Source organism: Methylobacterium sp. GXF4 (genome assembly GCF_000272495.1).
GTDB classification, from domain to species: Bacteria; Pseudomonadota; Alphaproteobacteria; order Rhizobiales; family Beijerinckiaceae; genus Methylobacterium; species Methylobacterium brachiatum.
In genome coordinates, this window is sequence record NZ_AKFK01000066.1 from 106,237 (window position 1) to 119,644 (window position 13,408).

The window sequence follows — 13,408 nt, forward strand, 5'->3', positions numbered from 1 at the left end:
CCATGCAACCTTTGTTTCTTCCGCTTTCCCTCGTCGCCGGAGACAGCTTCGACATTGCAATTCGGCTCTTTGTCGACCAATCCGGCAACAGAGTGCCGCCTCAGATTGCAGACGGCGAAGCGTTTGTCCTGACGATTGACTACGGCTCGGGACGCATCGTCGCCACCACCTCCAGCATCCGCGATGATCGGCTGATCCTGTTGACGGTCGGCGGGCAAGTGAGCCTGGCGCGCCAGCTAACGCCCGGCGAAACGGCGCGCCTCCTCGGCAAGTCTGTCACGTGGTCTCTTGCGAGGATCCCCGCCCCAAAGGTTCGGCGTACCTACCTTGCCGGTCCTGTCGGGGTTATCGGCCCGGGAGTGGGCGGCCGGGGCGACGCGCTCTTCGATCTCATCATCGACGACAAGGACATCGTCGTCGAGATCGGGTTGCCGGACGTCAACTCCTACATCGATGGCCGCGAGGCCGTCATTCGCTCCGACATCACGCTAGAGATAGCATCTGATATCGCCGCGGCGCACACCGCCATATCCCAGGAGATCGCGGACAAAATCGCCGTGCGCGAGGCTGCAATTCACGCGGCCGTTACGCAAGAGATCTCCAGCAAACTGGATGCCCGAGATCAGGCGATCCGGTCCGACGTCGCGGGCGCCATCGCGACCAAACTCGACGGTGCTTTCGCCGTCTTCAACGACACGCCCGCCGCGCTCGCTGGTATCCCCAACGGCTGGTCACGAACCGCGCGGGTGGGCGGCAAGCTGTCTGTCTACGCCAACGTCTCGGGCTCGTTGGTCGATCTCCTGAAACCCGCCGAATACTGAGGGCCCCATGTTTCGTCTCCGCTCTCTCGCGCTCGTCGCGGCCTTGGCGCTTGCCCCTCCGGCCTTCGCGCTCGACGCCATCCAGTCCACGACAGTACCCGGCCGTGCGCCGACGGCCTTGTGCACCAGCAGCCCGGCCGGCATCGCAATCAACCGCGCTGATGGCACCCTGTCGTTCTGTGATCCTTCCGCGGGCGTTCAGACCGCGCCGCTCCCGCAGATCGACACCAGCGGGAACGTAAGGCTCCGTGGCGGACCGCGCTTCGGCTCCTACCAGAACGGCAAGTTCACGTCCCAGCCCGACGCCGTGGAAACCGGCAGCGTGCTCTCATCCGGCGTAAGCTCCCTCGACACCACCTTTGCCGGTACGGTCAACCCGAACGCACTCATGCTTCGGCCGGGCAATTCAGTCTCGTTCTGCCCGCTGCTGTCGTGTATTCAGGGGCCCACAGGAGGAGCGTCCAACAGCGCTTTCTGGGACCACCAGCGCGCCACGTTGCTGATCTCTGCCCAAACGCGCGATGACGCGCACTCCGAGGAACAGACGCTCGCGACCATCACGACGGTCGGCACCAAGCAGATCAAGCCCTACGCTTCGTCCACCGCCTACGCGCTCGGCGACAACATCGCGATTGGAAACGCAGTCTATCGCGCGACTGCGGCTGGCACGACTGGGACCGCTTCTGCTCCGCCCGGTACGCGGCCCGCAAGCGCCCCCTTCACGGCCACCGACGGCAGCGTGACGTGGACTTGGATCAACGATGCCTCGATCTCCGGCAGTCTGGGCCATTACAATGAGGTGACGGCGATCCCTGGTGCCGGCTCGGTCTGGGCTGGTGTCGATAACCTTCAGCTTCAACCCGGCGTGATCCCGAGCTTCAACGTTGGGCGCGAGATCGACCTGACGAACAACAGCGGCAGTGATTGCGCGATTGGGGTCGCCAACTGCAAGGGGCTCTACGTCGCGATCAATGGGACGAATAAATCGACAACCGGTATCGCGGTCTCTTCGAGCAACACTGCGAATTTTGCCAGTCTCTGGGGCATACAGGTCGCCGGCAACAAGCTGGCATCGGAAGCCGACATCGACGTCGAAGGCGGCGCTAAGGTCGGGCTCGGTTTCAACACGGCCGGCATCGGTGCAGGCGCGCACAGCGAGGCAACGATACGGGATCGTTCGACCAGTCCGACGAGCATCGATATCGGCGGATCGCACACAGCGGCGATCACGACGAACAATGCCGCCACAGGCTACGCGCTTGTTGCTGGTTCTGGGCAGAAGGTGTGCCTGAACGCCCTAGACGATTGCTGGGCATATAGCGGGACCGCTGGCGCCGCTCAGTTTCTAAAGGGCGGCAATCCGGTTTTCAGTGTTACCGATGCGGGCGACATCTCGCAGAAGGGGCATGTCGGATCCACTGGCGCAACGGTCACGGTCTCCTCGTGCGGCACCTCTCCGACGGTTAAGGCGGGATCGAATGACAATTATGGCACCATCGTTGAGGGCACTTCCGCGACGGGGTGCAACATCAATTTTGCCGTAGCCCGGGCGACCGCGCCGCACTGCATTGTATCGCCGAACAACGGCACAGGGACGACACTGGTCGTTACCAGCACGACTGCTCTCTCCTGGACCAATACTTCGGCGAGCAATCTTGGCTTCACTTATGCCTGCTATGGGACCTGATAGACTTTCAATCGGGACCGAGGCCGGCTGACCGGTTTCACCACCCCTGACATCGTGAGGACGACATGACCGACACCGCGAGCGCGGTGGCGCTCCGCCGGCTGCGCGAGAGCGCCTTCAAGGGCGCCGCCAAGCGGCTGGCCGACGAGGATCTGCCGCGTCTGGGCCACGGTATCGGCTGCGGCGAGGACGAGCTGCACGCCTTTCTCGATGTGGAGACGTCCGGTGGCGGCTTCGACAGCAAGGGCCGGCCGAAGGCTCTCTACGAGCCGCACCGGGCCTACGCGCTGTCCCAGGGCGCCGTGCGCGCCGAACTGGTAAAGCTCGGGATCGCCTATCCGAAATGGGGGACGAAGCCGTACCCTTCGGACAGCTACCCCCGCATCGTCCAGGCGCTGGCGATCGACCCGCGGGTGGCGCTCGAGGCGACGTCCTGGGGTCTGGGCCAGATCATGGGATCGAACCACGTAGAGGCCGGTTACGAGAGCGCGGCCGAGATGGTGGCGGCCTTCCTCGACAGCGAGGAGTCACAGCTCGCCGCGGCGGTCGCCTTCATCCGAGCCAACCACCTCGATGATGAGCTGCGGGGGCACAACTGGGCCGCCTTCAGCCGCGGCTACAACGGGCCGGCCTACGCCTCGCATGGCTACCACACCAAGCTGGCAGCCCGGTTCGCCTTCTGGCGCAAGATTCCGGACACGCCCTGGAAGCCGCCGGCGCCCGCCATCGCGGCCGTGCTCGCCGCTCCGGTGGTCGACGAGAAGAAGGCTGTCGCCGTGCTGAAGCGGACGACCTCAGTGAAGCCGAGACCCGCACCGAAGCGCGCGGCCCGCCGGCGCGCCTGACCCAACTCCCTCGGATTCCGAGGCAGTTCGACCCGAGCCGGCCGGGCCTGCAGCTCACTCCAACGTGTCGGCGATCCTGATCAGTTCGGCGCTTTCCTCCGCCGTGATCGTCTCGTCCCCGTCGGTCGCCTGGGGCAGCTTCTCGATGAAGGTCGTCCCTTCGCAGTCGAGCACATGCTGCATGTAGCGCTTAAGAAGCGCGGCGTAGTCGACGGCCATTCATGGTCTCCCTTGAGCGAGGCCTACCGATTACCGAGCCGGCGGTTCCCGGCGCTTTCCTGAAACGAGAGTCCCGACATGACCCGCGCACTCCCCGCGGCGCTGGCGCTCGCTTGCGTCTGCTCTCCCGCCATGGCCGCGCCCTTGGCCTTCGATCCCTTAGGCGCGGCAATGGATGCCGTGGCCGTCTTCATCGGCGGCATGCTGGCGCTGGTGCTGCTCTACGCGGCGATCCGCCCGCTCGGCCGGGCGATCGTCGACCTGTTCTCGCGCTTCGGGGTCGGCGCGGCCGCGATCACCGCGGTGGTGCTGCTCGGCTTCGCTGCGCACCCGGCGCTCGCCCAGGAGGCGGCGGCCCGGCCCGGCGTGACGCTGCCCTATGGAGACTGGATCGCGAGCTACGGGCCCGAGCTTTTCATGCTGCTGGTCACCTGGCTTGCGGGCGTGGTGTCTTGGGCCATCGGCAAGTTCGCGCCCTGGGCCGCCTCGGTGCTGACCCAGAAGCGGATCGAGATGGCCGCCGTCGCGCTCGCGCAGTACGGCGCCAAGGCGGTGGCCGACGCCACGAAGGGCGGGAAGGTGACGGCGGACGCCGGGCCGGCCGTCATCGCGGCGGCCGTCCAGCGCGGCGTGAACGTCCTGCCGGCCCGGGTCGTGAAAGCCATGGAGCAGGGCGGCGGCATGGCCTCGATCGTCTTCCGGGTGCTCGACCTCGAGGACGACGCGAACGAGCACAACGTCCTGCAGCCGGCCATCGCGTCGCTGAAGGCCTCCGCTGATCCGAAGATCGCGAAGGCGGCATGATCACGCTTCCGTTTTGGGCGACCGCGCTCATCAGCTTCGGCGTGAAGCTGGTGACGCAGTGGCTCGCGAACCTGCGCGCCGAGGCCGCCCTGCGCGATCTCGGCGCTGCCACGCAGGCCAATGTCTCGACAGCGGCCGCCGAGGCTGCTGAGGCCCGGGCGCGCGCGGCGGCGGACGCCTCTGCGGACGGCGAAGACGATCCTCGCGACCTGCTCCCGGAGGCACGCCCGTGATCCTCGACCCGCTCCTGTGGATGCTAATCGGACACGCTGTGGCGGACTATCCGCTTCAGGGCGACTGGCTGAGCAAGGCGAAGAACCAGGCGCTCAATCTCGTCCCTGGCGAGGCGATCTGGCCCGGAGCTCTCCTATCCCACGCGGCGATCCACGCCGGAGCCATCCGCCTCGCCACCGGATCATGGGCGCTCGCCGCCTGTGAGTTCGTTGCCCACGCCCTGATCGACTACGCAAAGTGCGCGGGCCGCCTCTCTTACAACGTCGACCAGGTGCTGCACGTCGTGTGCAAGCTGCTCTGGTTCGGCGCCCTCATCATGCTGGGGCCGCTTCCATGACCTGCATCGGCTTCGCCCTTGGGCTGACGATCCTGCACTGCGACCCGGGACCCGCGCCGGCGACCTCTGCAGCCCGGTTCTGCCAAGTCATGTCCTCGCCCGTGCAGTACGCGCGCACGGACGATGCGCGAACCCGGCGGCGGCTGCGCTCGCTCAATGCGGCCTGGCGAGCAACCTGCGGAGGGAGCTCCTGATGCCGCAATCCAGGAAGCCGCTGATGGCGGCGCACCCGGCCGGTCCGTACAGCACCTATCGCCTGTTCGAGTGGTGCATGGCGACGATGATGATCCTGATCGCCGTCACACTCGCGATGCCCGGTGACACGATGGAGCGCGCGGCGCTGCGCCCGATCGCCGAGATGGGCGCCACCGAGGAGAACATGGCCCTGTTCTTCGGCGCCGTCGGCGTCCTGCGGGTCATGGCCCTCTACCTGAACGGCCACATCAACAACATCGTGGTCGGCCCGAAGGGGGCCTACATCCGGGCAGTCGGCGCGGCTGCCGGCTGCTTCATCATGGGGCAACTCACGGGCGCGCTCGTGTTCGACGCCTTCAAGGCCGACGCGCCCAGCTTCGTCATCCCGGTGTTCGGCACACTGGCCGGGTTCGAGGCGCTATCCGTCTACATCGCCGCGCTCGACGGGGTGTCCCGCAAGAGCCGAATAGGCAAGGCACTGGACCAGTTGGAGAGGGTCGTTGGTTGATGGATGCGTTTCTCACGTTCCTGGCCAACGTCGTCGCGACGCAGCAGTTCTTCCAGGTGTGCGTCGGCGGCTGCACGATGTGGCTGATCGGCTGGATGGTGACCCGGGGGCGAAACGATAAGGACGTACTCCCCGCGCCGGCGGCCGGCACCATCGCAGACGTGCCGCCGATCCCGTTCTCACAGGGCCCCCGCGAGTTGATCGACATCATCCGCGAGCAGCGGGACATGGATCGCCGCCGCACGGAGGACAGCTCGCACATCCGGGAGTGCGTCAGGATCATCCGCGAGGAGACCAAGAAGCAGACCGAGATCCTGGACCAGATCCGGGATGATCAGCGGATAGAGCACCGGCTCAACGCCGACCGAATGCACCGGCACCCATGAACTGCGCGCCGCCCGGCCAAGACCTCAGTCTCGTCTACGCCCTGATTGCGCTGCTGATCGGCATCATCGTCGGTTGGGCGGTGCCGAAGGATCCGCCGTAGCTGGCCTGCGGCTTGCGATCCCCAGCCGTTCCTCCCGAACCACCTTCAGCCCCGCCGGCACCCGCCGCGCGGGGCTTTTCTTTGGGACGGATGGAACATGGAGAAGGTGCTGAGCTTGTTGCTCCGCCTGTCCGCAACCCAGGTTAGTTTTGAGACCGGAGCGATCGATGCAAATTGGAGCCGTCTTCGCGATCGCCATTCTGGCAGGCATGGTCGAATTCGCTTGCCTCTGCCACGAGGCACCGGTTTCCTCTGACGAGTGATCTTCTCAAGAATGCGGCATCGCCAGCAGCCCGCCCGGTTCGCCGGCGCGGGCTTTTTCATGCCGAGTCCCGGGCTTGTATTGGGGGCGTCTAAGCCCCAGCACGCCCCGGTAACCGCCAGGCCTTATCCTGCATCAAGGGCCGCGTTGCGTATCGGCTTACTGAGGCGAGACGATCAAGACCCATGCCGCCGCATAGCAAGCCGCTAGCTTTCATCGATCGAGGCGAAAAAGCTGGCCGGCTTGCAGCTAGCGAGATGATCAAGACGCTGAGCCCGGAGACAGGGAGCGTTGAGGGCGTTGTGCGACGGATCGAGCAGGTCGGGATCATCTTGGCCCAGGGACATCAGGAAACCGGCATGCGAACTGCTGATGTCCGGGCATGGCACATCGGCTTTCAAGCGGGGATGACCCTCGAACTCGGAGATTACATGCGCCGCTTTTGAACGGCTGATTTTCGCCCCGCCCGGTGAGCAGATCGGGGCGGGGTCGAGCGGGTGGTCAACGCGAGGCACCGCCGCGCGGGGCTTTCTCGTTCTCGGCTGACGGATCTCTTTTGCCCAATCGGAGTTTGTCCGCCGCTTCAGGAGTTTCCTGTCGCGTTATCCTGGCAGGAGAACCCTATGACCAAGATCGCTTTCGCTACCGCCATCGCAATTTCCCTCACTAGTCCGGCTCTCGCACAGGGGGTGGTGGAAGCTCCAGCGGGTTCGGTCGTCGCGGTGCCGCCGCCGGGGGTGCCGGGCGTCGTAACCCAGCAGCCGGGGTCGACCGGTTCGGCGCCTGCAGTCACCTATTCGCCGACCGGCCGTGCGGCAGATGGCATCGCGACGGACTCCGCAGCAGCTGGCAACGAGGGGCAGCCCTCTCGCGTTGGCTCCACCGGCAGCGGTGGCTCCAAATAACTTGCGCGTCACGCCTCTGGAACGAGCCTTGCCAGAGCGGCTGCTAGTTCGTTCCTGAGACCACGAACCTCCTCAGCCCGCCCGGTTCGCCGCGGCGGGCTTTTCTCGATCTCATCCCCGAGCCTCATCCGACACTAGCCGCCCGGCGTAGTGTCGGCCGACCGCCTCGATCACAGGCGAAAACACGCCGACCATCCAGGGTACGAGTGCCCCGACGTGAAGCACGTCTTCAGCCACCTGGATTGTCACGCTGCCTTTCTGTCCGTAGCTGCTACCGGTAAAGGCACGCCGGTTACCGAGCCAGTCGTCTGCCTCTACCCGGATCTTCTCTTTCTCCAGTTGCCGGATCGCCCAATCCAGATGGCGATCGATCCGGCGGCGGACTTCATCCGCGCCAAGGTTATGCGGGACAGAGATGGTCAGGCGCTTGGGCATTGGCGTCTCCACGGAAACGGGATCCGTGACGTGCCGTGCGGTTCTTAACGAAAGGTAACTGCGGCACCAATGCGAAGCCGTAGGCCAGCCGTTTGCGCCATCAACCTGGCCTCAGCGTGATCACCTTCAGCCCCGCCGGCAGCCGCCGCGCGGGGCTTTTTCGTGCTCCTCGCCTTCGGCTGACTTGCCGGATGCGCCATCCTATGCGTCAATATCGACATGGCTCGTAAGTCGATCAATGATTGGTTATCTCTCACTGCGGCAGTGGCATCAATAGCCGCCTTGATCATTGCAGTGCTTGCCTGGATTTATCCAAATTCTCCTCCCGCGTTTTTGATGAAAAAGAATGTAATTTACGACGTTGAGTCTCCGATCTCGCTTGCGTTGGGTTACAACATCTCTGCAACAGGAGCTGTCCCAATTACTACTATTCGCGTTGAGGACGCCTCAAAGTTGCGAATTGGTCAGGTGCTCGGGTTCAATGGCGCTCGATGTGTAGTCCAACAAATCGAGAAGCCAGGCGTCCTGCTTGAGCGGTCGCCTGAGCCGTCGCTAATGAGTCCAAATGGGGCCGAAATTAGCTGTCGGATATTAGGAGGTTAAGGTCTATGGAAAGACTTTGAAATTTTATTGTCTTTTGAAACCGCACGCCCCCCCTGCCGCCGTGCCGGATGCGGGGAGATGACGCTTCATTAAGCTTGCGCCCTTAGCCCACCGCCCATGTCCGATCTACTGCCCGCCGTCGCCACCTGGCGCGAGCAGCTCGAACGCATCTCCGAGCGCGCCTCGCCCTGCCGCTACATGCCGCCTACGCGCTGGGCGGCTGTTCGGGAGGCCGCAATCGATTTCTGTGACCGCTTCGGGGCCGACGCTCTCGCCCTAGGCTGGACAGCGGAGCAGCTTTTCGGCGTCCATCCGCAGCACGGCACCCTGCGCGTCGATTATTGCGGGGCGGTGATCTCCGGCAGCGACAAGGCGCTGGGTGTCGAGGCGAACCGCATCGTGTTTGAGCGGACGTCGAGCTACCGGGATCGGCAGGGCCAGGAATGGGGCCCACCGATCTGGGAGTTCGCGGCGCGAGGTAGCTGACCCTTTTCAGCCCTGTAAGCTCTCGGCGAAGTCCTCGGGCACCTCGCCCCATTGGCCCAGGATAGTTGCAGCCTCCAGCTCGCCGGTTTCCTCGTCTGCTACGACCTTCACCGCGGCGGCGCCCGGCATGCGCCTGGACAGGGCCTCCGCTTTCTTGAGCGCTCCGCTCTCAGTCTGCGCGGCTTCCTGTCGAGCCGGCCGTAGCCGCTTCCGGTGGATCTCGAACGGCTGCACCACGAACGCCGTCTTCATCGCCATCTCAACATCCATTCCTTCTCGGCAGCCATAACCTACGACTGCCGTTCACGTTCTTCGGACATATCCACACCGGTCCACCACGCATTTGGACGCCTGAGTTTCGTGGATTGAACTGGCATCCCGCATAGGGTTTGTTCTGCATCCGTTCTAGCATGCGGAGCAGCTTGGTGCACCTCAACCGGATCGACGAACTGTTGGTCTACAGCCCAGATGCGGTCCGGGTCCCGCTGATCGGACAGACGCTATGCGCGGGCTTCCCGTCGCCGGCGGACGATTTCCTAGAGGGCGCACTGGAGTTACCGCGCTGGCTGGTCCCGAACCCGCCAGCGACCTTCCTATGGCGGATTTCCGGCTCCTCGATGGAGGGAGCCGGCATCTACGACCGCGACCTTGCCTGCGTGGACCGCAGCCTGAAAGCCGGCCACGGCAGCGTCGTGGTCGCGGCAGTCGACGGGCAGATGAGCTGCAAGCGCTTGGTCCTCGACGGCAACGTCGCCCGGCTGGCCTTCTGCAATCCGGACCTGCCGGCCTTCGCGGTCGATGAGCTCGGCGAGGGGGTAATCTGGGGCGTGGTGCGCTTCTCGATCCGCTGGCACGTCGCCCGCGGGCAGCTGTCGTGAGCGCGCCGGAGGCACGCCTGCGCGAAAGGATCGGCGGAGGCCGGGCCGTGGCCCTGATCGACGGCAACAGCTTCTACTGCTCGTGCGAGCGCGTGTTCGATCCGAAGCTCGCCACCCTGCCGGTGATCGTGCTGTCGAATAACGACGGATGCGCCATCGCCCGCACCAGCGAGGCTAAGGCGCTCGGCATCAAGATGGGCGATCCGTATTTCAAAATCCGCGAGATGTGCCGCGTCCAGGGCGTGCGCGTGTTCTCCTCGAACTACACGCTCTACGGCGACATGAGCGGCCGCACCAACGCGGTCTACCGGCAGTTCAGCCCGCAGGTGGAGATCTACTCGATCGACGAGAGTTTCCTGAACCTCTCGGATGTGGCGCCCGGCCTGCGGGTCGAGCTGGCACGAGACCTCCGCGCAACTGTGCGGGCATGGACAGGCATCCCCTCGTGCGTTGGTATCGGACCCACCAAGACGCTGGCGAAGCTCGCCAACCACATCGCCAAGACAGTGCATGAGCTGCACGGCGTGTGCGATCTGACAGACCCGACCGCCTACGCACACTGGCTCTGTCGGATCGACGTAGCCGAGGTGTGGGGCATTGGCCGGGCCTCACTCGCCAAGCTGGAAGCGATGGGCGTGGAGAGCGTGGCGGACCTGCGCGACCTCGACCCACGGCCGGTGCGCAAGGGTCTAACGGTGGTGGGCGAGCGCATCATCCACGAGCTGCGCGGGCTGGCCTGCTTGCCGCTGGAGATGGTCCCGGCCCGGAGGAAGGGTTGCGCGGTTACCCGCTCGTTCTCCGGACGGATCGAGGACCGCGCCACGCTGGAGGAAGCGATCTCGGCTCACGCGACGCGCCTCGGCGAGAAACTTCGGCGGGAGGGGCTGGCCACCAACCACGTCACGGTCTTCTACCACACCAGCGAGCACGATCGGGACGCCCCGATGCGCTCGGTCTCAACCACCGTCACTTTGCCGGAGCACACCTCGGACACGCTGGCACTGATTAAGGCGGCCCGGCTCGGGGTTGCCAAGACCTGGCGCGAGCCTGGGCAGCGGCCGTGGCGCTACTCCAAAGCCGGCATCGTCACCAACGACCTCGTGCTGCTGTCGCATAGCCCCCGGGCCCTGATCGGCGGGATGGACCGAGAGCGGTCAGGGCCGCTGATGGCGGCGATGGACGCTTGCAATGCGCGATGGGGTCGTGGCTCGGTGGTCCCGGCTCGTTCCGGGCTGGTGACCAGGCGCGAGTGGAACACCAAGTTCGAGATGCGGACACCGCGCTACACCACTCAAGTCAGCGAGCTACCGGTTGCTTACGCATGACCGCGGGTCATTACGGCGCCCGCCAGCGCGGCACCCGTCGACCTGCCTCCTCCTTTATCGCCAGACCGGACACCTCAAGGCGCGCCAGGACAAGAGCCGCCTCTCGCCCTCGCTCCCGGCCCGGGATCCCGGCGCGCTCTGCGATCTGGTGGGCCGTCGCGGGCTCGGCGGCGAGAGCAGCTAGGACGCGGGCGCGAGTATCCTTGCGCGGCCGCGCGCCGGTTCGTTCGATCCGCATAGCGCTACTGCAGCCGGCCGACGCCGCCGTTCAGGCCGAGCACGATGGCCCAGGCCAGCAGATCCCCGGCCGTGATTGGCTCACCGCCATCCACGCGCCAGTTCTCGAAGTCGTCGTCCGGCTCGACGGTGTGGCCGCGGGACGTGAGCACTGTCACGGCCTCAGCGATGGGATCTTCCTCGAGCATGCGGCTACGCGGACACCATCAACATCGCCATGCGAACCGCGGCCATTATCTGTTCGTCGCCACCATTCGGCATGTCGGCCACCACCTTCTCGATGATGCCTTGTGCGATGCCTTCGTACAGGCCGAGCCCAAGGGCGAAGGCGGACAGGCGCTGCACGAGACGTCTGACCACGGCTTTCTGGTTCGGATGGGGGCCCAGCTCGCTCATTCGTTCACCGGATGCGCTAGCAGGATCGCCGTGCTGATCATTCTGCCATCGGGCTTCAAGTAAAATTCGCTGATGCTCAAGCGGAATATACCCTATCTCAGCTCAGAAACGTTTTGCGTGTAAATACAGCCGCTGCAAATAGAACTGCTGATCCAGCCATAGTCAGGCTCGTCATCAAATATCTCCGCGGTTCAACGGAAGATTCAGCTTTTATCGCCGGGATAATCGTAGCGAAGGTTTCAACTTTTTTCGCTGCAACAATGCGCGCTCGCTCAGACGCCACTCGAACTTCCTCGTAATATTTTTCCTCGCGCTTACGGTCGTGCTCCAGAGCCTCGTATCGCGTGAGCGCATTAGACAGCAGGCGCTTCTGTTCTGGATCTTGACTAGCTGATTGCCGCTCCAGCCGACTGATGTTGTCGTCGAGATCCCTGATCTGCTGCTTGATGTCGATCATCCGGCGGGATTCCGGTCCGAGGTCGCGCTGGCCAATAGCCAGCTGAACAGCAAGGTTGATGCGAGCGCCACGCAACTCACCCACCATCTTGATATTGGCTTCATTCGCCTTCTGCGCGTCAACCACGCCCTCTCGGTTGCGTTGATCATTGACTGCTTGGCGAGCTTTCAACATACGTTCTTCGACGCGCTTTAACTCGAGCGCGCTCTGCTCTACGGCGTCTTGACGTGGCTTCGCGCTGAGGTCGTTGATCATGCGCTCAGCCTCCGACAACACCGCCTGTGTAATGGCGAGGGACTCAGCGGGATCAAAAGCCTCAACGTACAGCGTCAGAATTCCCGTTCCGGACTCCACGTCAATAGCAACGTGCTGATTCCAATACCGTAGAAATTTCTCGGTGGGCTTGCTGGTGTTAAATCTAGAGATATAATCGATGCTTTCGCGGCCGAAATAGTCGCGAAGCGGCAACTGAGCCTCTATCGCCTCTAACATGGGGCGGCTGTGAACGTATTCCTGAGTTATCAATGTATCTTGAGCAATCATTTCTTTTGGAACGCCTGCATTAGTACCGACCGCGTCGGGCGTTGCTTTGTCAGCAGTTCCGATGTTCGGGCGGACGGCGAACCGTGCTTCAGTTACAAAACGATCCGAAGCAATTAGTCCGTAGTAAACCGCTCCAGCCAGAGTTGGCAGCACGAAGCAAATCACGAACAGGATTAGGAGCCAGGGATCACTCTTGATATGGCTCTGGTAAGAGCGGACGCCCTTTTTGCGATCTGGGACAACCGGCATGCGAGAGATGCGGCGTAACGCCTTAGCAATCGCTTTTTGACGCGTCCGTTCCGCAATCGGCCGACCTTCGGCTTTCCCAATTTCCATATTCAACGGCGAACTCCTGGCACCGGTCAGCCGGGAGGTCCCGCCGCCCGAGCGGCTGCTAAGCGTTTCGCACCAGCCACCTCCCAGGCTTTTCATCGGCTAACGGCAAAAGCATGTCAGCCGCTACGGTCCCCTCCTCATCCATGACCCCTTCAATTTGAAGAATTCCGAGACGGTCGGGTTCGAGGCCATGGCGTTCCCCTACCGCGAGAGGGGAGGGGCGTCGAATCGGCCGGATCGGATGAGCCTAAGCTGTGTCCAAACCCTCCCGGCAGCCTCACAATTTCGCCCCATGCCGCCGGCCATATTGGACACAGTCTTCGCGGAAATCATTGAGCTTTTTGGCGCCGACAAATAACTTTTAATCTGTAGGTCCTGGGTTCGAGTCCCAGCGCGCTCACCATACCG

Annotated in this window: 18 protein-coding genes; 12 read left to right on the top strand and 6 right to left on the bottom strand. The window is 63.9% G+C overall.

The window, feature by feature from the left end; genetic code table 11:
* The first annotated feature begins 2 nt into the window (after positions 1–2).
* From WYO_RS17865 to WYO_RS17870, 3 genes are all read left to right on the top strand, one after another.
* Positions 3–821 carry a hypothetical protein gene (locus WYO_RS17865; RefSeq protein WP_007565032.1) on the top strand — a complete coding sequence of 273 codons (819 nt, stop codon included), beginning with the start codon at positions 3–5 and terminating at the stop codon, positions 819–821.
* A 7-nt stretch (positions 822–828) separates the two neighbouring features.
* On the top strand, positions 829–2,508 hold the full coding sequence (locus tag WYO_RS31040) for a hypothetical protein (protein ID WP_007565034.1): 1,680 nt from the start codon (positions 829–831) through the stop codon (positions 2,506–2,508).
* Between the two features lie 65 nt (positions 2,509–2,573).
* Positions 2,574–3,353 (top strand): N-acetylmuramidase family protein, encoded by a 780-nt coding sequence (locus WYO_RS17870; RefSeq protein ID WP_007565036.1) that lies wholly within the window; start codon positions 2,574–2,576, stop codon positions 3,351–3,353.
* 54 nt (positions 3,354–3,407) lie between these two features.
* On the opposite strand, the gene WYO_RS31680 is transcribed toward WYO_RS17870, so the two are convergent.
* Positions 3,408–3,572 carry a hypothetical protein gene (locus WYO_RS31680; protein WP_007565038.1) on the bottom strand — a complete coding sequence of 55 codons (165 nt, stop codon included), beginning with the start codon at positions 3,570–3,572 and terminating at the stop codon, positions 3,408–3,410.
* 78 nt (positions 3,573–3,650) lie between these two features.
* Between WYO_RS31680 and WYO_RS17875 the strand changes: the two genes are divergently transcribed.
* The 6 genes from WYO_RS17875 to WYO_RS17900 all read left to right on the top strand — a co-directional run bounded on the left by WYO_RS17875 (position 3,651) and on the right by WYO_RS17900 (position 6,845).
* Complete coding sequence (locus WYO_RS17875) at positions 3,651–4,376, top strand: hypothetical protein (protein WP_007565039.1); 726 nt, start codon at positions 3,651–3,653, stop codon at positions 4,374–4,376.
* Entirely contained in the window at positions 4,373–4,609 is a 237-nt protein-coding gene (locus WYO_RS17880; protein WP_007565041.1) for a hypothetical protein, read from the top strand. Before WYO_RS17875 ends, WYO_RS17880 begins: the two co-directional genes overlap by 4 nt.
* The gene (locus tag WYO_RS17885) at positions 4,606–4,947 is read left to right on the top strand and encodes a DUF3307 domain-containing protein (RefSeq protein WP_007565043.1); all 342 of its coding nucleotides are present in this window, start codon (positions 4,606–4,608) and stop codon (positions 4,945–4,947) included. Before WYO_RS17880 ends, WYO_RS17885 begins: the two co-directional genes overlap by 4 nt.
* Positions 4,948–5,164: 217 nt before the next feature.
* Positions 5,165–5,650 (top strand): hypothetical protein, encoded by a 486-nt coding sequence (locus tag WYO_RS17890; protein WP_244424217.1) that lies wholly within the window; start codon positions 5,165–5,167, stop codon positions 5,648–5,650.
* On the top strand, positions 5,650–6,036 hold the full coding sequence (locus tag WYO_RS17895; protein WP_007565049.1) for a hypothetical protein: 387 nt from the start codon (positions 5,650–5,652) through the stop codon (positions 6,034–6,036). The genes WYO_RS17890 and WYO_RS17895 overlap by 1 nt, the downstream gene beginning before the upstream one ends.
* A 548-nt stretch (positions 6,037–6,584) precedes the next feature.
* On the top strand, positions 6,585–6,845 hold the full coding sequence (locus WYO_RS17900) for a hypothetical protein (protein ID WP_128755044.1): 261 nt from the start codon (positions 6,585–6,587) through the stop codon (positions 6,843–6,845).
* A 570-nt stretch (positions 6,846–7,415) separates the two neighbouring features.
* Here the strand turns inward: WYO_RS17900 and WYO_RS17905 are convergent.
* Positions 7,416–7,739: a polyhydroxyalkanoic acid system family protein gene (locus WYO_RS17905; RefSeq protein WP_007565055.1), complete on the bottom strand. Its 324-nt coding sequence runs from the start codon at positions 7,737–7,739 to the stop codon at positions 7,416–7,418.
* 720 nt (positions 7,740–8,459) lie between these two features.
* On the opposite strand from WYO_RS17905, the gene WYO_RS17910 reads away from it, so the two are divergent.
* Positions 8,460–8,828, top strand: a complete 369-nt coding sequence (locus WYO_RS17910; RefSeq protein ID WP_007565057.1) for a hypothetical protein — start codon at positions 8,460–8,462, stop codon at positions 8,826–8,828.
* Positions 8,829–8,834: 6 nt separating this feature from the next.
* Here the strand turns inward: WYO_RS17910 and WYO_RS17915 are convergent, their stop codons facing one another.
* Positions 8,835–9,086: a hypothetical protein gene (locus WYO_RS17915; RefSeq protein ID WP_039903284.1), complete on the bottom strand. Its 252-nt coding sequence runs from the start codon at positions 9,084–9,086 to the stop codon at positions 8,835–8,837.
* Positions 9,087–9,253: 167 nt separating this feature from the next.
* Between WYO_RS17915 and umuD the strand changes: the two genes are divergently transcribed.
* Together umuD and WYO_RS17925 are read left to right on the top strand one after the other, a co-directional pair.
* Positions 9,254–9,706, top strand: a complete 453-nt coding sequence (umuD, locus tag WYO_RS17920) for a translesion error-prone DNA polymerase V autoproteolytic subunit (RefSeq protein ID WP_007565060.1) — start codon at positions 9,254–9,256, stop codon at positions 9,704–9,706.
* Positions 9,703–11,031, top strand: coding sequence for a Y-family DNA polymerase (locus tag WYO_RS17925; protein WP_039903247.1), 1,329 nt, complete (start codon positions 9,703–9,705; stop codon positions 11,029–11,031). The genes umuD and WYO_RS17925 overlap by 4 nt, the downstream gene beginning before the upstream one ends.
* Before the next feature lie 242 nt (positions 11,032–11,273).
* Here the strand turns inward: WYO_RS17925 and WYO_RS17930 are convergent, their stop codons facing one another.
* The 3 genes from WYO_RS17930 to WYO_RS30030 all read right to left on the bottom strand — a co-directional run bounded on the left by WYO_RS17930 (position 11,274) and on the right by WYO_RS30030 (position 13,096).
* Positions 11,274–11,456 carry a hypothetical protein gene (locus WYO_RS17930; RefSeq protein WP_007565065.1) on the bottom strand — a complete coding sequence of 61 codons (183 nt, stop codon included), beginning with the start codon at positions 11,454–11,456 and terminating at the stop codon, positions 11,274–11,276.
* 4 nt (positions 11,457–11,460) lie between these two features.
* Positions 11,461–11,664 (bottom strand): hypothetical protein, encoded by a 204-nt coding sequence (locus tag WYO_RS17935; protein ID WP_007565067.1) that lies wholly within the window; start codon positions 11,662–11,664, stop codon positions 11,461–11,463.
* Between the two features lie 97 nt (positions 11,665–11,761).
* Positions 11,762–13,096, bottom strand: coding sequence for a capsule biosynthesis protein (locus WYO_RS30030; RefSeq protein ID WP_348270293.1), 1,335 nt, complete (start codon positions 13,094–13,096; stop codon positions 11,762–11,764).
* Positions 13,097–13,408: the final 312 nt, after the last annotated feature.

What these genes read in the sequence shown, in the direction of transcription:
- WYO_RS31680 (WP_007565038.1), bottom strand. Translation starts at nt 3,572, where the DNA reads ATGGCCGTCGACTACGCCGCGCTTCTTAAGCGCTACATGCAGCATGTG.
- WYO_RS17935 (WP_007565067.1), bottom strand. Translation starts at nt 11,664, where the DNA reads ATGAGCGAGCTGGGCCCCCATCCGAACCAGAAAGCCGTGGTCAGACGT.
- WYO_RS17915 (WP_039903284.1), bottom strand. Translation starts at nt 9,086, where the DNA reads ATGGCGATGAAGACGGCGTTCGTGGTGCAGCCGTTCGAGATCCACCGG.
- WYO_RS17895 (WP_007565049.1), top strand. Translation starts at nt 5,650, where the DNA reads ATGGATGCGTTTCTCACGTTCCTGGCCAACGTCGTCGCGACGCAGCAG.
- WYO_RS17870 (WP_007565036.1), top strand. Translation starts at nt 2,574, where the DNA reads ATGACCGACACCGCGAGCGCGGTGGCGCTCCGCCGGCTGCGCGAGAGC.
- WYO_RS17890 (WP_244424217.1), top strand. Translation starts at nt 5,165, where the DNA reads ATGGCGGCGCACCCGGCCGGTCCGTACAGCACCTATCGCCTGTTCGAG.
- WYO_RS17875 (WP_007565039.1), top strand. Translation starts at nt 3,651, where the DNA reads ATGACCCGCGCACTCCCCGCGGCGCTGGCGCTCGCTTGCGTCTGCTCT.
- WYO_RS17865 (WP_007565032.1), top strand. Translation starts at nt 3, where the DNA reads ATGCAACCTTTGTTTCTTCCGCTTTCCCTCGTCGCCGGAGACAGCTTC.
- WYO_RS17900 (WP_128755044.1), top strand. Translation starts at nt 6,585, where the DNA reads ATGCCGCCGCATAGCAAGCCGCTAGCTTTCATCGATCGAGGCGAAAAA.
- WYO_RS17905 (WP_007565055.1), bottom strand. Translation starts at nt 7,739, where the DNA reads ATGCCCAAGCGCCTGACCATCTCTGTCCCGCATAACCTTGGCGCGGAT.
- WYO_RS17930 (WP_007565065.1), bottom strand. Translation starts at nt 11,456, where the DNA reads ATGCTCGAGGAAGATCCCATCGCTGAGGCCGTGACAGTGCTCACGTCC.
- WYO_RS17880 (WP_007565041.1), top strand. Translation starts at nt 4,373, where the DNA reads ATGATCACGCTTCCGTTTTGGGCGACCGCGCTCATCAGCTTCGGCGTG.
- WYO_RS17910 (WP_007565057.1), top strand. Translation starts at nt 8,460, where the DNA reads ATGTCCGATCTACTGCCCGCCGTCGCCACCTGGCGCGAGCAGCTCGAA.
- WYO_RS30030 (WP_348270293.1), bottom strand. Translation starts at nt 13,096, where the DNA reads ATGAAAAGCCTGGGAGGTGGCTGGTGCGAAACGCTTAGCAGCCGCTCG.
- WYO_RS31040 (WP_007565034.1), top strand. Translation starts at nt 829, where the DNA reads ATGTTTCGTCTCCGCTCTCTCGCGCTCGTCGCGGCCTTGGCGCTTGCC.